Raw genomic sequence first — 21,432 nt, 5'->3', positions numbered from 1 at the left:
CGGAGCGCCGGTGCCCGGCACAAGGGCCTGCGAGAGCCTCCGCGCCCGGAGGCATCCCCGGGAAGCCGCCGGCGAGGACCCCACCTGCAGGCCCAGATGCACGGCTCCAGGCACCGGGCCGGTTCCACCAGGTGCGTCCCGGCCGGGGACCGGGCCCGGGGCCGCGCACAGCGGCACGTACGCGGGAACCGGCGAGGACGACGACCGCGGCCTTCTCCCCGTGCTGCACGCGGGGGGGGGTGGGCCAGAGCGAGTTGGGCGACTGCCCGTACGCGAAGACCGCGTGGACGGCCGGACCGGCCCGGCGGGCAGGCGAGCGCGCCGGCCGGTGTGCATGCGGCGGGAATCCGTAACTGATCCGCCGTGCGGGGCCGTCGAACAGAAGCAGGAAGAGGCGGAGGAGATGGAGGAGGCCGGCGCCGGCGGCCATCACGTCGCGGGCCGCCAGGAGCGACCAGCTTCTCCGGTCCCAACACCGGGCCGGTTCCACCAGGTGCGTCCCGGCCGGGGACCGGGCCCGGGGCCGCGCACAGCGGCACGTACGCGGGAACCGGCGAGGACGACGACCGCGGCCTTCTCCCCGTGCTGCACGCGGGGGGGGTGGGCCAGAGCGAGTTGGGCGACTGCCCGTACGCGAAGACCGCGTGGACGGCCGGACCGGCCCGGCGGGCAGGCGAGCGCGCCGGCCGGTGTGCATGCGGCGGAGATCCGTAACTGATCCGCCGTGCGGGGCCGTCGAACAGAAGCAGGAAGAGGCGGAGGAGATGGAGGAGGCCGGCGCCGGCGGCCATCACGTCGCGGGCCGCCAGGAGCGACCAGCTTCTCCGGTCCCAACACCGGGCCGGTTCCACCAGGTGCGTCCCGGCCGGGGACCGGGCCCGGGGCCGCGCACAGCGGCACGTACGCGGGAACCGGCGAGGACGACGACCGCGGCCTTCTCCCCGTGCTGCACGCGGGGGGTGGGCCAGAGCGAGTTGGGCGACTGCCCGTACGCGAAGACCGCGTGAGCGGCCGGACCGGCCCGGCGGGCAGGCGAGCGCGCCGGCCGGTGTGCATGCGGCGGAGATCCGTAACTGATCCGCCGTGCGGGGCCGTCGAACAGAAGCAGGAAGAGGCGGAGGAGATGGAGGAGGCCGGCGCCGGCGGCCATCACGTCGCGGGCCGCCAGGAGCGACCAGCTTCTCCGGTCCCAACACCGGGCCGGTTCCACCAGGTGCGTCCCGGCCGGGGACCGGGCCCGGGGCCGCGCACAGCGGCACGTACGCGGGAACCGGCGAGGACGACGACCGCGGCCTTCTCCCCGTGCTGCACGCGGGGGGTGGGCCAGAGCGAGTTGGGCGACTGCCCGTACGCGAAGACCGCGTGAGCGGCCGGACCGGCCCGGCGGGCAGGCGAGCGCGCCGGCCGGTGTGCATGCGGCGGAGATGCGTAACTGATCCGCCGTGCGGGGCCGTCGAACAGAAGCAGGAAGAGGCGGAGGAGGCCGGCGCCGGCGGCCATCACGTCGCGGGCCGCCAGGAGCGACCAGCTTCTCCGGGGACCCGATGACCCGACGACCCGGTGACCCGATGACCCGGTGACCCGATGACCCGGTGACCCGATGGTTTGGTGGCCCGGTGACCCGGTGACCCGATGACCCGGTGACCCGATGGTTTGGTGGCCCGGTGGCCCGGTGGCCCGGTGACTCCCGGAGGGTCATGCGTCACCGGGGTGGCACAGGCACGGCAGGCCGGCCCGGGCTGGAGACGGTGACACGCCCGGCCGAACACGGTGGCCACGGCCAGGCTCGGCAACGGTGGCGGGCATACGGGACGGCGGCGGTCCGCAACAGCAACGGCACGCCGCCGCCCTCATGTCGTCGGCGCACAGTCCCCGAACGTGCACCCAGGGCGCAGCTGCCCGGGCAGGAACCCGTTCCCGGCCCCAGGGGAGCACTGACCCCCACCGCCTGCCACGCCGGGTCGCTCTCCCCTCGATGCACCCGTGCAACCCCTCTCGACACGAACTCCGTTACGGTGCCGGGGCCGGGGCGGGGGCCGGGGGGAGTGCCCATGCCGGTCACCACTGACACACACCGCCGCACAACACGGCTCAACACACCACCGACCCCACTCCACTGCACTGCACTGCACTGCTTCGCAGCGCATGCCGCGGCCTCGTCCGGGTGAGGTACAGCCACTCCCCCAGGCGGGCGGGGCGGGCCGGCGGGGGTCTGGCAGGAGGGGTCTCTGGCAGGGGTGTTGTGCGGGCGGGCTGTCGGTGCCCGGGCCGTGCGGGTTGTTCCGCAACGGCCCTTGCAGAGTTCGGCGGTGCGCGGGCCGGTACATGATCCGCTGTCACGGGTACACGTAGTGCGTACCATTCGCGTCCCGGTATCCCCTTCAGTCACAGACATCGAGGAACCCATGAACACCACGGGCAGCAACGTCACGCGGGTCAAGGACGATTACGCCGAGCAGATCGCCGGTGATCTCGCGGCGAACCAGGCAGCGCAGGAACAGAGGCGCACCGAACTGCAGCGGCTGCAACAGGAGATCGGGGAACTCGAGGAAAGCGAGAAAGTCCTCCTGAGGATGCAGGACGCGCTGGGCATCACCGCCAAGCCCAAGCCCACGCCCGCGCCCGCGCCTGCGGGGCAGCCGGCCGCCAAGCGCAGCGTGAAGCGGGCCGCAGTGCCTTCGGCGCGCAGCGCCGCCGGGGGTACGAAGAAAACCCCGGCACCCACCACCACCGCCGCCACAACGGCTGCGACTGCGGCGGCGAAGGCCCCGCGCGCCCGCAAAGCAGCCGGTGCTGCCGCACCCGTGAAAGAGAAGACAACCGGTACCACCGCACCCGTGAAAGAGAAGACGACCGGTACCGCCACGGCGGTGAAGGAGAAGACAGCAGGTGCTGCCGCACCGGTGAAGGAGAAGACGACCGGTACCGCCGCGGTCGTGAAGGAGAAGACAGCAGGTACCGCCGCGGTCGTGAAGGAGAAGACGGCTGGTGCTGTCGCACCGGTGAGGGAGAAGGCGGCTGGTGCTGCCGCGGTGAAGGGGGAGACGGCAGGCCCGTCCTGGCTCGAACTCGTCACGGCCGCCCTGGCCGGCGGGAAGGAGCCGAGGTCGGCCGCCGAGGTGACCGAAGCGGTCAGTGCCGCCCACCCCGGACGCAAGGTGAAGGCCGCGGTCGTCCGCAACACCCTCGAACAGGGTGTCGCCCGCGGACTGCTGGAACGTTCCAAGCAGGGCCGCTCCGTCTACTACAGCCCCACCAGCCCTGCCCCGGTCACAGCCGCGGACGCCGGCCCGACCCAGCCGTAACGGCCGCACCCGCCATGCCCCACCATGTCCGGCCGGCCCATCGACGCAGCCACGCATGATGCCCTACCCCGGGCGGCATCCACCCCGCCCCGGCAGGCATTCTGCCCGATAGGACACGGCCCGGCCCGGCCCTCGTCCCGTACAGTCGCACGGTCCGGGGGCCCGGCGGCAGGAGCTGGCATGCCGGCGCGGTGGGGTCCGGTCGGGTGCGGGCTGCGGTCTCCGCCGGTCCTGGCAGAGTCCCGTCGGGTGCGGGCTGCAGCTGCGGGTGTGATGGTCAGTTACGGGGTGCGGTGATAGCGGCCGCGAGGTACCGGAACTCTCCTCCTGGTCCCGGCTGGCGGGAGTAGGGCCGCCAGTCCAGGCGGTAGGAGCCGCGCAGGGTCCGCGTGTTGCCCTGGTAATCACCCTGGCCCCACAGGAGGGTCCCGGCGAGTACGCATCCCTGGTGGATCCGGAAAGCATGATCCCGGCTCGGCCTGGTCCGGGGCTTGGGCAGTGCCCACAGGGAGGGGTTGTTGGTCAGCAGCAGCGAGAGGCCGTTCTGGTCGGGCCGGTTGCAGAACCGCTCCAGGCGGGCCATGTCGAACACGTAGTCGCGGCGGGCGAGGTCCGGGGCCGCGTGGTTCCGCAGGGCGAACTCCTCCGCGGGCGAGCCGGCTTCTCCCGCCCAGGACCGGGTGGGGTACTTGAACTCGACGGCGGTACGGCCCCCTGGGCCGGTGCACAGCAGGTCCAGCCGCTCCACCCGGCCCTGCGCGTGCTGCGCCACCTCCAGCCGGGACCCGATCCCGGGCTCCAGCTCCCACAGGGCGCGGGCGAAGCCGTGCTGGAAGTCCGCCTCGGAATGGAACACCGGCCGGTCAAGGGCCAGGCGTTCCATGACGTCCGTGAGCGGTATCCGGCCGGCGATGAGCAGCGCGGTGCCGGTCGATGATGTGGTCACCGCCCCATTACAGCGCGGGCGCGCCCACCACACCGCCCAATCAACCGAACCGCCAATCCGCCCCCGGCAAGCCCCCGGGCCTCCGAGCTTCGGGCTTCGGGCTTCCGCGCTTCCGGGCTTCTGGGCTTCCGGGCTGCGGCAGGGGGCACGGGACCTCACGGCCCCACGGGGCGCCACGGGGCGCCACCATCCTCAACATCCAGATCGGGCAGTGCCTCACCAACGTCCGCCGCCCGGGTGAGCTGGGGAAGGACCCCGGCCGGGCGCAGCGGCGGGCCGCCACGCTCACCGCCATCGACCCCGACTGGAACCCGGGAACGCGGGATGGACGGTCGACCGGCAACGGCACTACGCCTACCTCACCCAGCTCCTCGCCGAAGGCGCGCAGCCGACCGCGATCGTGCCGGGAGTGACACGGCACGGGGACGACGTCGGCCGGTGGCTCGCTGCGCAACGGCGGGGCTGGGACCGGCTGAACGCCGAACAGCAGCACCGGCTCAGCGAACTCGGCGTGAAGAAGGCCTCACGGGCCCGCCAGGCGACCACGAAGACGACCGCGGCGGGTCGGGCCGCGCACAGGCGGCAAGGCGTTCCAGAAAGGCTTCCAAGCCCTCACGCAGGACATCGCACGGGAAGGCCACCTGCCCGGCCGCGGAGTCGTCGAGCGACTCCCCGACGGCACCGAACACCGAACCGGGGTATGGCTCGCCAACCAGAAACAACGCCGCGACCGACTCCACCAAGCCCAGCTCGCCGCACTCACCCACCTCGGCATCCACTGGGCCGGGTAGGGGGTCGGGCGGCTGTTCCAGAATTCTGGAACAGCCGCTCCCACCCGGGATCGACCGCCTGGAGGAGGCGGTCGATCAGGCGGTGCGGCACTCGGCTACCGCAGGAGCACGTCGGACACGGACAGGAAGAACTCGCCGGTCATGCCGCCGTTCTCACCGTTCGGGGTGTCCGGTCCTCCGTGGCCGCCCCAGATGTCCACGATCGCCGCCCGCCCGGCCCGGCGCGGGAATGAGGCGAACTCCCAGCTGGTGGATTCCTCTTCCCGGGGCGCACCGTGCACCTCGACCAGGAAGGGGATCGGCTCCAGGTCCTGCCAGCTCAGGCCTTCCGAGGGAACCCAGCTGGGGCGGGTGATGAACCACCGGTGGGACCAGCTCTCACCCTGGTGATACGCCATGTAGTCGTAGGTGAAGGTCTGGGTGGGGGCCGAGGTGTCCAGCTCCGTCACGGGCCAGTCCCCGAGCGTGTCTTCCGGGGCCAGGTCCAGACCGCGGAACGCCGGGTTCCCCGCGGACGCAAGGGTGTTCCCCTCGAAGAACTTGCGGTACTCGAGGTACTTCTGCGCGTCGTTCCACGGATAGTCGGCGAGCATCCTGTCAGCCCCCGGCACCACTTCGTGCCAGTCGGTGCTGGTGTTGACGCGGCGCGCCTCGACGCAGATCCGTGAGGGGTCCAGGTCGCGGATCGCGGCGCCGGCCCGGCTGCGCGGATGGTTGGCCGTGCCGTGCCGCGGATCCACCCGGCCGGGCGCCGGGGCCTTCTCGCGGGGCAGGCGCACCGCCCACTTCTCCAGGTCGGCCCGCTCCGAGCCGATGGCGACCACGTTGGTGAACGGCGTGAACTCACCGCCTACCTTGGCGCGGATCTTGACGTGGAGCTGCCCTGTCGGCTCCTGGTCCCCCAGGTCGACCCAGTGGGAGTTGGACTGCATCCAGTTCCATGAGGACCAGTGGAGGAAGACCGTCTGCCGCAGCTCGTCGTTGAGCCATACCTCGTACAGGTGGGGGTATGGCGCGTTGCCCTCGTTCCAGTCCGCCGGTGGGGGCCAGGCCTCGTGATCGGGGGCGTTGTCCCCGATCTGCCAGCGCAGGCTGATCCCGTACATCGTGTACTTGCCGTCATCGCGGTACCTGATGTCCGCGCGAAGGTCGGACGGAGCAGTGGTCTGGGTCTTGCTCACGGTGTTCCCCTTCTCCTCGATCGAATCCATCCCTGAGGCCGTCACCACGGAGCAGCACATGCAACCGACAGTTACAGGCCGTGACAGGCAGTCACTATAGATCATCCGGGCGGACCTGGACAGAGCTGATCACAGCCACCCAAAACCAGACATGCAGCCCCATCGGGAGCTGTTCCGGACCCTCTGGACAGCCGCTCCCGTCCGGGGCCAGACGCCCTGTCAGCGCCCGCGCCCCGCTCTTTTGGCGGGCGTGGCCTGCTGCCGGTGGGCGGGGACCGCGGCCTCGGCCGGGGCCGGCTGTCCGGGGGCCGCGGCGGCCGGGGTGGTGGTGGAGCGGGAGCGGGCCGCCATCGGGGAGGCCCACAGCCGGGACGCGGACGCGGGCGACGCGGAGGGCGGCGTGGTCAGGGAGTGGAGGGTCGCGTCCACGAGGCGGCCCACCAGGGCTCTGCCCGTGGCCCTTTTCCAGGAGGTGTCGGCCGTCAGGCGGTTCAGGTGCTGGGCCACAACGTGTATGCCCTCGCCCTCGCCGATCTTGTGCATGCGGGCGGCGAGCAGCGGCCACTGGCGTGAGCCGACCAGGAGGCCCGCTTCCTGTTCCGGGAGGATGTCCATGACCAGCGACACCATCTGCGAGTGCGCGGCTGGGTGCACCTTCAGCTGCTCCAGGGCGCGGGCCCGGTTGCCGAGGTCGAGGCCGCGGGGGACGTCCAGGCCTTCGGTCAGGGGGCCCCAGGAGCGCTTCGCGTCCGTACTCGCGGGCGCAGCCCACGGATCAGCCGTCTCCCGCCCCCGCGGCGCAGCAGCGCGAGCGACGGGCGCGGGCGCAGCGGCCGGAGCGGGGGCGGGGGCCGGAGCGGGGGCGGGGACTCGGCGGGCAGGCGCGGCCCACGGGTCACCGGCCGTACCCATGCGCTCGGTCAGCACGTCCCTCCCCGGTGCCGCGGCACCGGCCGCCGGAGCGGGCGCGGGAGCGGCGATCGCCGCCGGGGCGGTCGAGGCCCGGGCGGGAGCGGGTGCGGGTGCGGCAGTCGAGGCCGGGGCAGTCGCGGCCGGGGCGGGAGCGGGTGCCGGGCCGGCAGGCTGCGGGCGCCATGTCCGAGGTCATTGCGGCGTGCCGAAGGTGCCGGCGCGGGCCGCCGCGGCGGCGACCCGGGCGGAGCGGTGCGGGAGCGTCGGGTCGGGGACGGCCCGGATCAGCAGCAGTTCGTGGTAGAGCGGGGCGGTCGCCGCGACGAGCAGCGCCCGGCTGTCGGCGGGGCCGGGCAGTTCGCCCCGGTCGGCTGCTCGGGTGACGACCACCGCACACCGTGCGTAGCGGTCATCCCAGAAGCGTGACAGTGCCGCTGCCGCATCCGAAGAGCGGAATCCGGCGGCGATCAGAGCCATCGTCAGGTCGGGCTGTGAGGAGGGCGGCGGCACACAGGCCCGGGTAGCGGCGCGGGACTGCAACGCCTCGCGCGACACGCGGCCCGCCTCGGCGTACCCAAAGCCGCTGGTGTCGTATCCGGGCGCTGCTCATTCAGCGGCCTTCCTGTCACCAGTCCCGCGGCCGGCGGCTGGAGGGGTCCGCAGCCGTGGACGTTCTCCTTGAGGCCCGAACATGATCAGATACTCGACCGGTCCGGCGGATCCGGCGTTCGCGACTCCGTGAGGGGTGCGGGTGTCGAACTCGACGATCTCCCCGGCAGTCAGGACGAGATCCTGGTTTCCGAGCGCGAGCCACAACCGCCCGTACAGGACGCACAGCCACTCGCAGCCCTCGTGGGACACCTGTCGGGGCCGTCCGCGCGGCTCTGCGACGGCAGGCAGGACGTGCTTGTGAGCGTGCAGGCCGCCGACGTACGGGGTCAGCGGCAACACCGCCTTGTCGTCACCGAAGCTGTGCGACGCCGTACTGCGGGGCTCGGCCGCAGGGGCGGGTGCGGTGCCAGCCAGTTCGTCCAGGGCGACTGCGTATTCCTTCGCCAACTGCAGCACCACCTCCAGGGTGGGCTTGCGCCGGCCGGTCTCGATCCGCGACAGCGTGCTGGGCGAGATGCCGGTCGCGCGGCTGACATCGGCGAGTGTGACGCCACGGCGCTCGCGCACGACCCGCAGCCGCGGCCCCATCTCCGCCAACGTCTGGGTCACATCGTCACCTGCCACCGTCCCCGATCCTTCCCGCCGTGCCGCTTCACCACCCTGTCCTGCAACCTTGCCAGAATGGCAACGCTGATCGCGCCGAGCGGGCGCAGCACCGCATGATCGACGGGTTCCCGCCGACCGCCCGCGAACCGAGGAGAAGTCCCCCATGCGAATCGAGCCGACCGCCGCACTCCGCCACCGCACCATCGAGGCCCCAGCCGGGCGCCTGCACCTGGCAGAGCAAGGCACCGGCCCGTTGGTCCTGCTCGTGCACGGCTTCCCCGAGTCCTGGTACTCCTGGCGCCGACAACTCCCGGCCCTCGCCGCCGCCGGGTACCGGGCAGTGGCGATCGACGTGCGGGGCTACGGCCGCTCCTCCAAGCCCGCCGCGACCGACGCGTACCGCATGCTCGATCTGGTGGAGGACAACGTCGCCGTTGTGCACGCCCTCGGCGAGGAGAACGCAGTGATCGTCGGCCACGACTGGGGCTCCAGCATCGCCGCCACCTCCGCCCTGCTCCACCCCGGAATCTTCCGGGCCGTCGGCCTGCTGAGTGTCCCGTACGCGCCGCCCGGCGGCCCCCGCCCCAGTGATATCTTCGGCCAGATCGGCGGCCCCGAGCAGGAGTTCTACGTCTCCTACTTCCAGGAGCCCGGCCGCGCCGAGGCGGAGATCGAGCCCGACGTCCGGAGCTGGCTCGCGGGCTTCTACGCGGCCCTGTCCGCCGACACCATGCCCGCCGAGGACGAACCCGACCCGCACTTCGTCGCCCGCGGCGGCCGGCTGCGCGACCGATTCCCCGCCGGCCCGCTCCCGGCATGGTTGGGCGAGGACGACCTCGACATCTTCGCCGGGGAGTTCGAGCGCACCGGCCTGACCGGCGCCCTCAACCGCTACCGCAACATGGACCGCGACTGGGAAGACCTCGCCCCGCACCGCGGAGCCCCGATCAAGCAGCCGTCCCTGTTCATCGGCGGCGCCCTGGACGCCTCCACCACCTGGATGTCCGACGCCATCGACGCCTACCCCATCACCCTCCCCTGCCTCTCGGCCTCCCACCTCCTGGAAGGCTGCGGCCACTGGATCCAGCAGGAACGCCCCGACGAGGTCAACCGCCTGCTGACCGACTGGCTCGCCGCGATCCAGAGCTGAAACAGGCGGGCTACCAGTCCAGCCTGGCAGTGCGTTTCGGGCGGGCCACGCCAAGGTGACACATATCGATCTGCTCGGCGATGCCGAACAGTCGCACCGCAGATCCCCCTACGCCGGTGCCGACAAGCGCGCCCGTGTGACCAATACCGTGTGTCGGCTCACATCTTCCTGTGACTGAGCGCTTCAGGTGGCGCCTCGCTCCCGTCCCGAGTGGGACGGGGCTGCGGGCGTCGGCCATGGTTGCACCAACTTGTAACAGCCCGTGACACCGACGAGCACAGCCATGCAGACCGTCGCCGCCGGCTCGCCATCTCCGTCACTTGAGCCCCACAGGTAAAGCCAAGGAAATTGAACGCTGGACGGCGGGGCCCGTGGGCTTCATCGTGATCACTGCCACGTACCGCCGGGAGGGTGCGGTGCGCCGCGAAGTCCTCTCCAATGCACCGCACCAAGGAGTGTTTCCCCATGCGTAGAACCTTTGCTCTGCTGGCCGCCGTCATCGGCATGATCGGGGCGCTCGCCACCGCGCCCGGCGCCGCGGCGGCGTCCAGCGGCGCGACCGGCGAGTGGCAGCAGTGGATGATCAACGTCGCGCACGAGGACTCCTGCATGGACGACAGCCCCGCCCACGGCCTCCGGGCGCACACGTGCAACACCGCGAGCTACCAGAACGGCTACCAGCAGTGGACGGTGACCGCCTACCCCGGCGGTGTCAGGCTCAGGAACGTCGCGACGGGCCGGTGCCTTGACGGCAGCTCCGCTCAGGGCCTCCGCACCCACACGTGCAGCTCCGAGGCCTACAACAACGGCTACCAGAGGTGGCACGCGGGCACCGGTGCGGACGGGTACCAGTGGTGGAACGATGCCGTCTCCGACAAGTGCATCGACATGAGCGCCAACTACGGCCTGCGTCTCCACACGTGCAGCTGGCCGTCTTACCAGGCGGGTTATCAGGGCTGGCGCCAGTGATCCGATAGCGGACGGCCGAGAGGGCCCGACCAGGAGCTCCGACGCCACCAGCATCAGGAGATCCGGCCGGGCGCCCTCGGTGTGTCCCTGCACAGGATCACCAGATCCTGGTGCCCAGCCACGTCCGTCCGCGCCACTGGTCTACCGGGATCGGCGTCCCGTGTAGATCGGCCAGAACGTAGATGAAGTTCCAGACCATCAGCAGCACAAGGCAGCCCCCCGCCCCGGCGCCGAACGCACGGCGCGTCTCTCCGACGCGCCCGCCCGGCCAATGATCGCCACCGCCAGACACAGGAACGGCTCATCGATCCGTCGGGCAGGCTGGCCCATGACCTGGACAAGGGGCGCTTCCAAAAGCGGTTGAAGCCGCTGCTCGACGCCTGCGCCACCCAGCTCGCACGAGCCGACCGGACAGGTGCAGCAACAGTCGCTCCAACGCCCCTGTGACCGCATATGCAGAGACTGCCCAGCTCAGCCCTGCGACATCACAAGATCCCCGGCAGAGCCGAATCACGTGATCGTCCAAACGTGCGGCCTGCGATCGAGGCACCGGCGGGTGATGCTCGCGTTGGTGAGATCGTTGGCACCCTCGATTCGAAGCTCTTGGAGATGTCGGCATGGTGTGGGGAGCGTCAGTGATCACCAATTTTCGCGAGTGCATCCGGTGATCGGTCTGGCGGACTGCCTTGTGCCGAACTGTCTTGGGGGCAACACCCCGCCGCTCCGGTTGCAGGTCGACTTACTGCAGTAGTTTCAGGGCTGCAGTCGCCAGTCTTTGGGCGGTGAGGTGTTGTTCGTCGGCCGGCAGGATGAGATGGCTGATGGTCATGCGGACGATGACGTCTGCGGCCATCTGCAGTGACTCTGTGTGCTGTTGTGGGTATCGCGTGGCCAGCCAGCCCTGGACGAGGATTTGACCGGCGTCGAAGATCGGGTCCGCTCGGGCGGTGAGGTAGGGCAGGAGGCTGTCGGAGCCCTTTCGGGCGGCTGTGATGACGGCTCTTATGAGGGGCTGATTGTCGGCCTCCTGAAGTACGTACAGGATGGCCGCCTGGAGGCAGGCATGGGAATCGGGCACGCCGGGATAGAGGGCATCGGCCACACCCGCCAGAAATTGCTGGGTTTCACGGACTACCAGCGCCCGGCCCAGGCCGGCTCGGTTGCCGAACTCCTTGTACACCGAGGGGCGCGACACTTCGGCGCGGGCGGCGACGGCCGAGAGGCTGACCTGGTCCCAGCCGGCTTCGCATGTGAGGTCGCGAGCGGCGTCCAATACGCGCTGCCTCATCTGTTTGCGCCAGGCGACGCGCGGGGGGTCGGGTACCGAGCCACCTGTGAGTGTCGCCGCTTCGATCCGGTGCCTTGCCGCCGCCATGGTGGCCAGTCTGCCAGGGGCCGAAGCTCGTTCGGCGAGCCGGGCTCGTGAGTGGGGGTGCGGTGGGCGGGCGGTGGTGCCGACCCTTGGAGAGGGGTCGGGGCCGGCACCACGTCTTGGCGTCCCCAGTGATCCGAAGGGATCAGGAGCGCTTGCGCCGCGCCGCGTAGAGGAGGCCGCCGCCGAGGGCGAGGACCACCGCCGCGATGCTGAGCGGGAGCGCCGGGTTGGAGCCGCCTGTCTCTGCGAGCGGACCGCTTCCGCTGTGCGGCTTCAGCCCGGAGCCGCTATCGGTGCCGTCGCCGGCTTGCACGCCCGGTGAGGCGGCGGGGTCACTTCCGGCGGACTGACCGCTCCCGGCGGGGGCGTCACTTTGCCGGCCGAGGGAGGCGGTCTCGGAGGCACTTCCGAGGATGCCGCTGTTCTTGGCGCCGAAGCCGTAGGCGCCCCGGTCGGGCGCGCCGCCGGCCCGGCGGGCTCCGGTGAAGTCGGTGGTGACGGCGGCGAACGGCATACCTGAGTGGGCGGCGGGGGAGCCCTTGGTCAGCCGGAAGTCGGCGTCCGCCCCGGTGCCTGCCTTGGTGAGTTTCGGATCGGCGATGACATCGTTCGGGCCCTGGACCTCGGGGGCCTTGCCTCCGAAGTAGATGTTGTAGTCGTAGGTGACGTCCACATTGCGGGACTTGCTGTTCGTCGCTTGCCCCGGCCGGCCGTACGCGATGTTGTTGAGCAGCCGCACGTCGGTACTGTCGTGCGCGAAGATGTTGGCGTAGCTCTCCATGCGGGGGCTGCGCCCGTTGAGGTAGGCCGTGTTGTGGACGATGTCGACGTGCTGGCTCTTGTAGGAGTGGATGCCGGAGCCGCCGTTGTCGTAGGAGAGGTTGTTGGCGACCAGTACGCGTCCGCTGTAGGCGGGGTGATCGGCATCGCCTTTGAGGGTGTCGATGATGATGCCGTTGCCGTCGGAGTAGCAGCCGCACTTCTCCCATTTGATCTTGGTCTCGTTGTCGTGGACGCGATTGCCGGTGATGCGGATCTTGTACGTCCCGGCGTCGCCGCCCCCTACGTCGCGCGGGGTCAGGACGGAGATGCCGCTGGTTGCGTACACCGCGTACCAGGAGGTCCCATGCACGTGGTTGCCGGAGATGGTCACGTGGTCGGAGTCGATGGCCGATATGCCGCCGCCGGCGCAACCATGCACCTCGTTGCCGGTCACCTCGACGTGGTGCGACAGCGCACCCGTGGACCGGTCCTGTTCCAGGGAGATGCAGTTGGTGTTGTAGGTGGGGTCGCCCTTCTTCGACTCTCGTTCAGCTCCGGCCAGAGTGAGGGCTGCGTTGTTGCCCTTGACCTCTAGGTTTTTGATGGAGATGTAGGAGGCGCCGTGAACGCTGATGCCGTTCCACGCCTTCACCGGGTGGATCACCGGATGGTGACCGGGATGAGCGGTGAAGGTTATGGGGGCTCCGGGGAGGCCGGAGCGCTTGATGGTCAGCACGTTCGACCCCGCAGAACGCTCGGAGTACGTGCCGTTCATGATCGAGACGGTGTCGCCCGGCTCGACGCTGTCCGCGGCCTTCTGGAGGGTCCGGAAGGGAGCTTGGGTGGACGTGCCCGAGTTGCTGTCGTTGCCGCTGGGGCTGACGAAGTACGTGCGGGCTGCGGCGTGCGCGGTACCGGCTCCCATGGTGGCGAGGCCGAGCGGGGCGGCTGAAGCGAGCAGTGCTGCGGTCAGGGCGAGGGTGCTCGTGCGTTTCACTGTTGCCTGGTCTCCCAGTTGGTCCTGGCGAAGCGGCTGGTGCCCTCCGTGGGCCGTAGCCGCGAGCAGAGAGCACACAAGGAGGCATTCCGTCCGTATCGCCGCGCCGGGGCAAGGCGCCGGGCAGTGAAGCCCGGGGACGTGGCGCTCCGAAGTCCGCTGTGAGGGGGGTGAGTTACTCGAGCGACAGTTCCAGACTCAAAAATCGAACGCAACCCCGGACTATGTGTAAACATTCTGACAGTGCGTCATGTCATTGCTCTGTCTGGCTGACACTGCGGAGGACCTCGGGGTGCCTGGCCTGCCTACGGGTCACAGCACGGCGGCTCTCAAGTTGAAGGCACACCCTGACCGATCAGCCTCAGCGCGATGAATCCGCGCCCACCCCCGAAGAGCTGCGCAAACAGGTCGAACAGACCCGCGAGGAGCTCGGCCAGACCGTTGAGGCGCTGGCGGCCAAGGCCGACGTGATGGTCCAAGCCAAGGAGAAGGTGGCCGAGATCAAGGAGCAGGCCGCCGAGAAGGCGACCCATGTAACCGGCCGGCTCCGTGAGAAGGTAGGGCAGGCCGCTCAGTTGGTGAAGGACAAGACCCCCGATCCGGCCTTCGACAAGGCAGCCCACGCCGCGGTCCAGGTACGCAAAGCCGCGACCCAGGCTGGACGCCTCGCCGCCGAGAAGACCCCGGACCGGGCCGCGAGAAGGCCGCGACCATGGCGCGGGGCCAACCGCACCCCTGCTGATCGCCGCGGCTGCCGCGCTCGTCGTATACCTGCTTCTGCGCCGCAGTTGGAGGCACCGATGAAGGCGGCCGAGATCGCCTACAAGCCGGTTGCCCGGCTGAACCCTCCAACGGCGGCGCCGGTTCAGAGGTAGCGGTACACCTGTCCAGCCCGGACGACCTTGATATCCACTGTCATGGAGACCACGGCACAAGACTCCGACCTGCAAGAAAAGGCCAATCAGCGGGGCAGCCCGCCGGGCGGGAGCAGCGGCCGAACTTTCTCCACGGTGCCCGTCAGCCGGGAAGCCAGCCTCCGGGCCGGACGCGAGTGTCATCGCTCGCCGACGGCCCTCACACCACGACCCGGACAACACCATCCAGCCCGGTGATCACCAGCCAGCAGCATCCAGCACCACGGAACGAACACCACCAACCAGCACCACCTACAGCAGCCCCCGGCAACCGGCGAACTTCTGGTCAGCTGACTCAGGGCCGTCCCGTAATCGGTCGGTAGATCTGCCGCGCCTCGGCGACCGGGGTTCCGGACGTCGATCAGGCGCGTTGACTGTTGGAGCCTGCGCCGGAACTATCGCGGAGCTTCCAACGCAGGACACTAGGCCGTTGGGTCAGCCGCTCCTGGAACCGCCGGCGGCGACGATCCTGCGCAGGGATTCACGGGCGCCGGGGTGGTCGGAGCTGGGCATATTCCACAACATGTCGATATGGAAGAGCAGGCGCCCCCGCAGCTCCAGGAGCGCGGTGTCCTTCGCCACGGCCACGCACTGTCGGCCCTCTTCGTCGTCGGTGGCACCGTCGACGGCGTCGCGAAGGGCTTTCGCCCATCTGCCGACAAACATCGCCTCCCCCATCCAATCGTGGGAGCCACCGCGCCGAGCCACATTGACCAACTGTGAATCCTGCTGCTCCGTCAGCCCTCCCTCGAGAACCCAGGAAACAGCGACCGCCGCCGCCTCATGGGCCAGTTCCTCGTCACCAGGGCCAACGCCGATCACCTCATCCATGGTCATGATCCTAATCAGCCGAAGACAACCCAGCGGCCTGCGCATATCGCGGAGTTTCGCTCACACGTACGATGCCGGGCCGGATCGTCGCTTCCATCGACCCCACCTCGCAGGCTTTCGCCGTCGGCGAGGTCATCGGAGTCATGTCCGCCGCCGCCACAGCCATCGACGCGCTGTGGTGGCTGACCCGCTCCTGGCGCACACAGCCCACCCCGCATTTACCCTCCTGGCGTTGACAGGGCCCGTGAGCCCCACGGTGGGGCGGCCGTGCCGGTAGCCTGCCGGGGTGAGCCAGCAGGTTCGGGCCGAGCGCCCGGTGGGACGGAGTGCGGACATGGCCGTTCGTTTTGACTGCTCCACGGCGTCGGGCCGGGGCGACGGGCTGCGCGAGGCCGCGTCGGCGGTGCGTCGGGGTGATCTGGTGGTGCTGCCGACGGACACCGTCTACGGCATCGGGGCGGACGCCTTCGACCGCGACGCGGTGGAGAGGCTGCTGAATGCCAAGGGCAGGGACCGGGCCATGCCCTCACCGGTGCTGGTCGCATCCCCGGAGGCCCTGCACGATCTGGTCACCGGTTTCCCAGATTCAACGGATTCTGAAGCGGCTCCCCTCCCAGGGCATTGCGTGAACGGAACTCGTCTGGTTCGCCGGTCTCGTGAGTGGCGTGGTGTCATGTGTCCGTTGTGGGACGGGGTGCCGGGGCAGCAGAGCAGGCACGGTGCGGTGATCATGTGGTTGCCGAGACAGCCCCCGCCGATATGGCGTGCGCGAGTCAGGCCCGGTTCCCGCTTCGATCGGGGGCAGTACCACCGGGCCGCTCCATCCTTCCGTGTGGGCGTGGTAAGCCCCGCGTCCGGAACCGGTGGGACATGTTCACCGGTAGGCCCCATCGCGGGTGGCCCAGCCGCTGCAGGAGCTGGTCGTGCCGGAGGGCACAAGGATGGGCGGTGCGGGCGTCGATCTTCCAGCCGTCGCCGTCGTCCCAGCACTGGACACGGTAGAAGGCGGTGACGGTGTGGAAGAGAGCGATACGCCGCAGCAGGGCGCTTCCCACCGGGGGCCGTCTGGCTCGGGAGCGTCCGAGAATGGGATAGTCGTTGAGGTAGGCGGATTCCAGGGGATCGGTCCCCGGGGCCGTCCAGAGCGGTCGCATACCGTTGCCTTCGCACCAGTGCCGGTGCCGGCGCTCGACTTCCTCCCAGCCCTCCGCCAGTCCGCCGGGAAGGACGAGCACGAGGCCCCCTTCTTGCCCGAGGTCTTCCAGCATGTGCAGCCGCAGATGCCGACCGCGGGCCTCGATCCCGCGTACCCGCAGGCCGGGGATCCCGGACACATCGTCGCCGCTGCCAGGGGCGGGAGCCGCAGGCAGCAGACGGCTCGGCCAGTGCTCGGGGAAGGAGTCCTGCTCCTGGCCCATATAGGCATCGAGGCGCAGGGTGAGGGACGTACCGGTCGAGCTGCTCAGTGCGGCGATGCCGAACGGATGCGCGCACAGGTCCGGAGGCGGGATCGGTTGCGCGGACCTGCTCCTGGGCCGCCTGGAGGGCTAGCGGCAGTCATGGGTTGAGCGCCGGTGGCTGTACCCGCTGCGCCCCGAGGCGTGCGCCGGGGGCAGTGACCTTGCGGCAGCGCGGTCCGTTGGGGAGGGCATGACGGGGGTGTCATGCGCCTCGGCGGGTGCCGGGCCGGGGAAGTCTGCCGGGCCGGCCGGCCGTGGTTGGGCCACGGCCGGTCCGGCAAGCATCGATCCCCGGGCCCGGGAGACGGTCGAGCACATCGTGCGGGCGGTCCGTGACGGCGCCGAAGCCCGCATCCGCACCCTGCTGGCCGACTTCGCGGCCGTGGCGGACATGGCGGCCCTGCTGTACCTGCACGAGCGCTTGTGCCCGCCGCTGCCGGGGCATTGACGACGGTCCCGCCACCGGACGGAGTGGCGGGACCGTCACACGGATACCAGCCCAGGGTGGTGGGCCGGCTGGCACGTGTCGGGCTTTCAACGCCCGCGACCGGCCCCGCGTCACGCGGGTTGAGCCGACTAGTACGGCAGGTAGTAGCTGAGCACGTCGGCAGTGAGGGGAGGGAAGAGCACCTGGAACAGCTCTTCGTCCGCGGAGTAGACGTCGGGGCGGATCCGGGTCAGCCCCTCCATTCCGTGCGGGCCGAACAGCAGGGCGGCCAGATGGTCGGGCGCCACCCCGGCGCCTTCCACAGCTCCCGGCGACTGTATCGGGCCGCCGGTGACGACCTCACCGAGCCCGCCCGTGAGGACGGGAATCCGGTAGTGGGCGCCGAAGGTGGAGATGACGATGTCCCGGCCGGTGCGGTCGACCCCGGCCGTGGCGAGGCGCTGCCGGAACACCGGACGCAGCCGGTCGAGCAGCGCTGCGACATCCGGGATGCGGAGGTAGTACTGCTCTGCATTTCCGCGCGGTTCGTGGTCGACGAACTCCTGCCACGCGTTGCCCGTCACGGTGCCCGCCCGATGGACGATCCGTAGTGGATCGTCGCCGGATGCCAGAGCGGCGACGCCGCTCAAGAGGTCGCGGGCCGCCGCCTCGTCGCGCGCCGCTGCCTCGGCCAGGAGCATCTCCTCACCGGGAGGCGTGGTGCGCGCGGTGGCGATGACCGTGCCGGCCTGCTCCAGAACCCAGAGGCTGCTCGCCCCGTGGTCCAGGAGCCAGCGCCAGCACGCCGCCGAGTGCGGCATGGTCACATCGAACCCGCTCTGGGCCGAGGCCTGCAGGGCGGCCATGGCGGGGATGTCGGAGGGCCGGGCGGCACGGAGCGTCGCCGTCCCATCGCCGGGCGGCAGGGCGTTCACGTTCAGCGCCGGCGCCTGCGGGATGTCGATGGCGTACTCATAGCCGAACAACCGGTAGAAGTACGGGATTCCGATCATGGCCTGGACGACGTGGCCGCGCTCGGCAGAGCGCTCGTGAGCCCAGTGCATCAGCGCCCTGACGAGCCCGCGTCCCTCGTACTCGGTCGCGGTGGCGACCAGTTCCACCTGCCCGGCGGGCAGACGGATGCCACCGATGCACACCTCCTCGTCGAGGAGCGTCGCGGTGGACACGACCCGGTCGCCGTCGACGACCACGGCACAGGCGGACAGGCCCGCGTCGGGGTCGCTGACCACCAGCCGGTGGTCGACGGCGTCGTCAGGCTCACCGCGCTCGGACAGGAGCGCGCCGATCTGGTCAAGATCTGCGGGCCTCGCCTGCCGCAGGACGAGGCCGTCGGGCAACGAAACAGCTCCGGAATAGCTTTTGATCATGGTCACAGCGAGACTGTGGCATCGCCCCACCATCCGGTCCAACAAGTTTTTCGCAGCTCGTCGTCAGCGCCGACGGGCACGGGGTGGCCAACCACGCCGGCTCACGTTCAGGCCGCAGCGAGCCCGAGTCCGAGAAGCGAGCCGGCTTCGGTGGGGTCGAAGGGACGGATCACGGTGGGTGCGTTCACGTGGACCTGTGCCGAAGGAGGCTCCGGATTGCCGGGCTGCGGCCCGGGCCCGGAGGAGGTCGGTCAGTCCGGTGCAGTCGCAGAAGGTTACGACATTGGCGCCGGCGCCGGCGCCCGGGTTCGGCGCCTTGGGCTTCTTCGCCCCTGCGGAACTGGGGAGACGAAGCGTCCGTGGATAGGCTCGGCATGCCGCCACATCCCGGTCCGAATAGGGTCGTGATCATGGATGAGATAAACACCTACAACCATGGTCCTGATGATGTGAAGTTGGTTCAGGAGGCGGCCGCGGTGTCGGCGTACACGTGAACGTCCCCACCCGCGTACGGATGAAAAGGGACAGTTGTTGATGCGTTGAGACCTGCTGCTCGGCACTCTGCTGCTTGGTCGGTGAGAGGCGGCGGAAGGCGGTCGACGATGGTCCTGGATCCGCATCGATGGTTGGAACTGCGGCGCTTCCGGAGTCTGTTGGAGTCCGGGGCGATCAGCCTCTCGGAGGCGGCCCGGGAGACCGGGCTGGACCGGAAGACGGTCCGCAAGTATTTGTCGGCACCAGATCCGGCGACCCCGCCGCGCCGGTCGCCGAACGGGCGGTCGAATGCGAGGGTGATCGACGAGTTCGCGCCGCTGGTCGACTCGATGCTCCGGGCGGAGATCCTGATGAAGGCCGCGGTGATCCACGGGCGGCTGACCGCGGCGTACGGTTTCACGGCAACTACCAGAGGGTCAAGCTCTACGTTCAGGAAGCCCGGCCTCGTATCGCCGAGGAACTCGGCATCACGCCGACGGAACTCGCCGGCATGCACCGCCGCTTCGAGGTCATCCCCGGCGCCCAGGCCCAGGTCGACTGGGGCGCGACGAGGGAAAGATCCTCGCCCACATGGGCATCGGGAAGGTCTACTCCTTCCACATAACGCTGTCGTACTCGCGCGACCCGTTCTGCTGCTTCACCACCAGCCAGGACCTCCAGACGTTCTTCGACTGCCACCGCCGGGCCTTCGCCCACTTCGGTGGCGTCCCGATGACGATCGTCTACGACCGCACGAAGACCGTCGTCCGCCGCCACGTCGCTCCGGGCGAGGCGGTCCCGCTGCACCCGGAAGCGGTCGGGTTCGCCGGCCACTATGACTTCGACATCGACGTCCTGGCCGCCTACCGGCCCACCGGCAAGGGCCGCGTCGAACGGCAGGTCCTCATCGTCCGTGACCACGTCCTGTCCGGCCGGTCCTTCTCCTCCGTCGAGGAGATGGACGCCGCCTTCGCCGCATGGGTGCCGCAGCGACGGGCTCAGGCCCACAGGACTCACCAGCAGATCATCGGAGAGCGGGCGGCCCGCGACCACATGACCCTCAAACCGCTGCCGGAGACTCCGTATCTGGTGGCCGAGCGGCACCTGCGGCCGGTCGGCAAGGACTGCCTGGTCGCCTTCGGCGGCAACCTCTAGTCGGTGCCCGCCGCGCCCGCAGGGTCCGACCACGTCAGCTGGTGGAGATCAGGGCCACGAAGTCGCAGGTCATGCTGCACTCCACCATCGCGGACAGCAGCGGCGAGACGCTGCTGGCCAACCATCCGCGGGCGATCGGCCGCGGGGTCCGCGTCGTCGAAGAGGCCCACTGGGACGGTCTACCCACCGGCAAGGGACGCCGCACCACCACCGGCGAGGTCCTGCCACGACCTCGCCATGAACGTCCACTGGGCGAGGAGGCCGGACCTCTGCAGGCACTGCTGAACCGGGCCACGACCACCCACGTCGAGGTCGGCCGCCGTGCGCTGTCGGTCTATGACGAGCTGACCGGCACCCGTCCCTTCACCACCCGTCCGAGCACGAGGGAAACGTCTTGAGCGAGCTGGTCTCCACCCGCATCCGCAACACGGCCGGCAAGCTCGGCTTGCCCCACCTGGCCGAAACGATCAACGAGTACACTCGGCGGGCCGACGAGGGAAAGATGGGCTACCTCGACTTGGTCCTCTCCGAGGAACTCGCCGTCCGCGACGACCGCCGCTTCCGCCAGGGCCTGCGGCTCTCCCGGCTGCCGCACCACAAGAACTCGACGAGTAAGACTTTTCCTTCCAGCCCGACCTCGACCCGCGCAAGGTCAAGGACCTGGCCACCCCCTCGTTCGTCGACGGCAAGGCGAACGCCGCCCTGCTCGGGCCGCCCGGGGTCGGCAAGACGCACATCGCCGTCGCTCTCGCGGTCGCGGCCTGCCGGGCCGGCTACTCGATCCACTTCACCAGCCTCGACGACATGGTCCGCAACCTCAAAACCGCCGAAGCCGCCGGCCGTCTGACGAACAAGCTCGGCACCTACTTGCGGCCCAGCGTCCTCGTCGTCGACGAAGTCGGGTACCAGCCCCTCGAACGAGCCGAGGCGAACCTGGTCTTCCAGATCATCTCCAAGCGCTACGAGAAAGGCTCGATCATCCTGACCTCGAACAAGACCTTCAGCGAATGGGGCCAGGTCTTCGGCGACGAGGTCTTCGCCACCGCCATCCTCGACCGGCTCCTCCACCACTGCGAAGTGATCTCCATCAACGGCGCCCCAGCTACCGGCTCAAGAACCGCCTCAAGGCGATCGAGCGAGAGAACGACGTGGCCTGACAACCCACGTCGCTTCCGGC

General features: G+C 70.0%; 18 protein-coding genes and 2 pseudogenes. 11 read left to right on the top strand and 9 right to left on the bottom strand.

What is annotated here, in order from left to right; genetic code table 11:
* The first annotated feature begins 2,309 nt into the window (after positions 1-2,309).
* Positions 2,310-3,305, top strand: a complete 996-nt coding sequence (locus OG444_RS39085) for a hypothetical protein (RefSeq protein ID WP_327266618.1) — start codon at positions 2,310-2,312, stop codon at positions 3,303-3,305.
* A gap of 277 nt (positions 3,306-3,582) precedes the next feature.
* Here the strand turns inward: OG444_RS39085 and OG444_RS39080 are convergent, their stop codons facing one another.
* The 5 genes from OG444_RS39080 to OG444_RS39060 form a co-directional block, all read right to left on the bottom strand.
* Positions 3,583-4,251, bottom strand: coding sequence for a hypothetical protein (locus OG444_RS39080; RefSeq protein ID WP_327266617.1), 669 nt, complete (start codon positions 4,249-4,251; stop codon positions 3,583-3,585).
* A gap of 886 nt (positions 4,252-5,137) precedes the next feature.
* Positions 5,138-6,223, bottom strand: coding sequence for a lytic polysaccharide monooxygenase auxiliary activity family 9 protein (locus OG444_RS39075; RefSeq protein WP_327266616.1), 1,086 nt, complete (start codon positions 6,221-6,223; stop codon positions 5,138-5,140).
* Positions 6,224-6,442: 219 nt separating this feature from the next.
* Positions 6,443-7,150 (bottom strand): hypothetical protein, encoded by a 708-nt coding sequence (locus tag OG444_RS39070; RefSeq protein ID WP_327266615.1) that lies wholly within the window; start codon positions 7,148-7,150, stop codon positions 6,443-6,445.
* A gap of 177 nt (positions 7,151-7,327) precedes the next feature.
* The gene (locus OG444_RS39065; RefSeq protein WP_327267069.1) at positions 7,328-7,612 is read right to left on the bottom strand and encodes a TetR-like C-terminal domain-containing protein; all 285 of its coding nucleotides are present in this window, start codon (positions 7,610-7,612) and stop codon (positions 7,328-7,330) included.
* 129 nt (positions 7,613-7,741) lie between these two features.
* Positions 7,742-8,371: a helix-turn-helix domain-containing protein gene (locus OG444_RS39060; RefSeq protein WP_327266614.1), complete on the bottom strand. Its 630-nt coding sequence runs from the start codon at positions 8,369-8,371 to the stop codon at positions 7,742-7,744.
* A gap of 145 nt (positions 8,372-8,516) precedes the next feature.
* Between OG444_RS39060 and OG444_RS39055 the strand changes: the two genes are divergently transcribed.
* Both OG444_RS39055 and OG444_RS39050 read left to right on the top strand, forming a co-directional pair.
* Entirely contained in the window at positions 8,517-9,503 is a 987-nt protein-coding gene (locus OG444_RS39055) for an alpha/beta fold hydrolase (RefSeq protein ID WP_327266613.1), read from the top strand.
* 465 nt (positions 9,504-9,968) lie between these two features.
* Positions 9,969-10,472 (top strand): RICIN domain-containing protein, encoded by a 504-nt coding sequence (locus OG444_RS39050; RefSeq protein ID WP_327266612.1) that lies wholly within the window; start codon positions 9,969-9,971, stop codon positions 10,470-10,472.
* A 739-nt stretch (positions 10,473-11,211) separates the two neighbouring features.
* On the opposite strand, the gene OG444_RS39045 is transcribed toward OG444_RS39050, so the two are convergent.
* A complete protein-coding gene (locus OG444_RS39045) occupies positions 11,212-11,847 on the bottom strand; it encodes a TetR family transcriptional regulator (RefSeq protein ID WP_327266611.1) in 636 nt (211 codons plus the stop codon).
* Between the two features lie 142 nt (positions 11,848-11,989).
* Positions 11,990-13,606, bottom strand: a complete 1,617-nt coding sequence (locus tag OG444_RS39040; protein WP_327266610.1) for a right-handed parallel beta-helix repeat-containing protein — start codon at positions 13,604-13,606, stop codon at positions 11,990-11,992.
* 347 nt (positions 13,607-13,953) lie between these two features.
* On the opposite strand from OG444_RS39040, the pseudogene OG444_RS39035 reads away from it, so the two are divergent.
* Together OG444_RS39035 and OG444_RS39030 are read left to right on the top strand one after the other, a co-directional pair.
* A pseudogene (locus OG444_RS39035) lies at positions 13,954-14,061 on the top strand (DUF3618 domain-containing protein); the annotation flags it as partial.
* 36 nt (positions 14,062-14,097) lie between these two features.
* Positions 14,098-14,481 carry a hypothetical protein gene (locus OG444_RS39030; RefSeq protein ID WP_327266609.1) on the top strand — a complete coding sequence of 128 codons (384 nt, stop codon included), beginning with the start codon at positions 14,098-14,100 and terminating at the stop codon, positions 14,479-14,481.
* 474 nt (positions 14,482-14,955) lie between these two features.
* Here the strand turns inward: OG444_RS39030 and OG444_RS39025 are convergent, their stop codons facing one another.
* Complete coding sequence (locus tag OG444_RS39025) at positions 14,956-15,351, bottom strand: hypothetical protein (RefSeq protein WP_327266608.1); 396 nt, start codon at positions 15,349-15,351, stop codon at positions 14,956-14,958.
* A gap of 71 nt (positions 15,352-15,422) precedes the next feature.
* On the opposite strand from OG444_RS39025, the gene OG444_RS39020 reads away from it, so the two are divergent.
* The 3 genes from OG444_RS39020 (at position 15,423) to OG444_RS39010 (ending at position 17,259) form a co-directional block, all read left to right on the top strand.
* Positions 15,423-15,587: a hypothetical protein gene (locus OG444_RS39020; protein WP_327266607.1), complete on the top strand. Its 165-nt coding sequence runs from the start codon at positions 15,423-15,425 to the stop codon at positions 15,585-15,587.
* 98 nt (positions 15,588-15,685) lie between these two features.
* On the top strand, positions 15,686-16,363 hold the full coding sequence (locus OG444_RS39015) for an L-threonylcarbamoyladenylate synthase (RefSeq protein ID WP_327267068.1): 678 nt from the start codon (positions 15,686-15,688) through the stop codon (positions 16,361-16,363).
* 638 nt (positions 16,364-17,001) lie between these two features.
* Entirely contained in the window at positions 17,002-17,259 is a 258-nt protein-coding gene (locus OG444_RS39010) for a hypothetical protein (RefSeq protein WP_327266606.1), read from the top strand.
* A 128-nt stretch (positions 17,260-17,387) separates the two neighbouring features.
* Here OG444_RS39010 and OG444_RS39005 read toward each other — a convergent pair whose 3' ends face one another.
* On the bottom strand, positions 17,388-18,626 hold the full coding sequence (locus OG444_RS39005) for a GNAT family N-acetyltransferase (RefSeq protein WP_327267067.1): 1,239 nt from the start codon (positions 18,624-18,626) through the stop codon (positions 17,388-17,390).
* A 1,065-nt stretch (positions 18,627-19,691) separates the two neighbouring features.
* Between OG444_RS39005 and OG444_RS40885 the strand changes: the two genes are divergently transcribed.
* The 3 genes and pseudogenes from OG444_RS40885 to istB all read left to right on the top strand — a co-directional run bounded on the left by OG444_RS40885 (position 19,692) and on the right by istB (position 21,412).
* Positions 19,692-20,255, top strand: a complete 564-nt coding sequence (locus OG444_RS40885; RefSeq protein WP_442810732.1) for a DDE-type integrase/transposase/recombinase — start codon at positions 19,692-19,694, stop codon at positions 20,253-20,255.
* 41 nt (positions 20,256-20,296) lie between these two features.
* Positions 20,297-20,653: a hypothetical protein gene (locus OG444_RS40880; RefSeq protein WP_442810731.1), complete on the top strand. Its 357-nt coding sequence runs from the start codon at positions 20,297-20,299 to the stop codon at positions 20,651-20,653.
* A pseudogene (gene istB, locus OG444_RS38995) lies at positions 20,650-21,412 on the top strand (IS21-like element helper ATPase IstB). Before OG444_RS40880 ends, istB begins: the two are co-directional and overlap by 4 nt.
* Positions 21,413-21,432: the final 20 nt, after the last annotated feature.

Source organism: Streptomyces sp. NBC_01232 (assembly GCF_035989885.1).
Classification (GTDB): domain Bacteria; phylum Actinomycetota; class Actinomycetes; order Streptomycetales; family Streptomycetaceae; genus Streptomyces.
This window is presented reverse-complemented; position numbering and strand designations above follow the sequence as displayed.

What these genes read in the sequence shown, in the direction of transcription:
- OG444_RS39065 (WP_327267069.1), bottom strand. Translation starts at nt 7,612, where the DNA reads ATGGCTCTGATCGCCGCCGGATTCCGCTCTTCGGATGCGGCAGCGGCA.
- OG444_RS39055 (WP_327266613.1), top strand. Translation starts at nt 8,517, where the DNA reads ATGCGAATCGAGCCGACCGCCGCACTCCGCCACCGCACCATCGAGGCC.
- OG444_RS39050 (WP_327266612.1), top strand. Translation starts at nt 9,969, where the DNA reads ATGCGTAGAACCTTTGCTCTGCTGGCCGCCGTCATCGGCATGATCGGG.
- OG444_RS39045 (WP_327266611.1), bottom strand. Translation starts at nt 11,847, where the DNA reads ATGGCGGCGGCAAGGCACCGGATCGAAGCGGCGACACTCACAGGTGGC.
- OG444_RS39025 (WP_327266608.1), bottom strand. Translation starts at nt 15,351, where the DNA reads ATGGATGAGGTGATCGGCGTTGGCCCTGGTGACGAGGAACTGGCCCAT.
- OG444_RS39020 (WP_327266607.1), top strand. Translation starts at nt 15,423, where the DNA reads ATGCCGGGCCGGATCGTCGCTTCCATCGACCCCACCTCGCAGGCTTTC.
- OG444_RS39015 (WP_327267068.1), top strand. Translation starts at nt 15,686, where the DNA reads ATGGCCGTTCGTTTTGACTGCTCCACGGCGTCGGGCCGGGGCGACGGG.
- OG444_RS39010 (WP_327266606.1), top strand. Translation starts at nt 17,002, where the DNA reads ATGACGGGGGTGTCATGCGCCTCGGCGGGTGCCGGGCCGGGGAAGTCT.
- OG444_RS39005 (WP_327267067.1), bottom strand. Translation starts at nt 18,626, where the DNA reads ATGATCAAAAGCTATTCCGGAGCTGTTTCGTTGCCCGACGGCCTCGTC.
- OG444_RS40885 (WP_442810732.1), top strand. Translation starts at nt 19,692, where the DNA reads ATGGGCATCGGGAAGGTCTACTCCTTCCACATAACGCTGTCGTACTCG.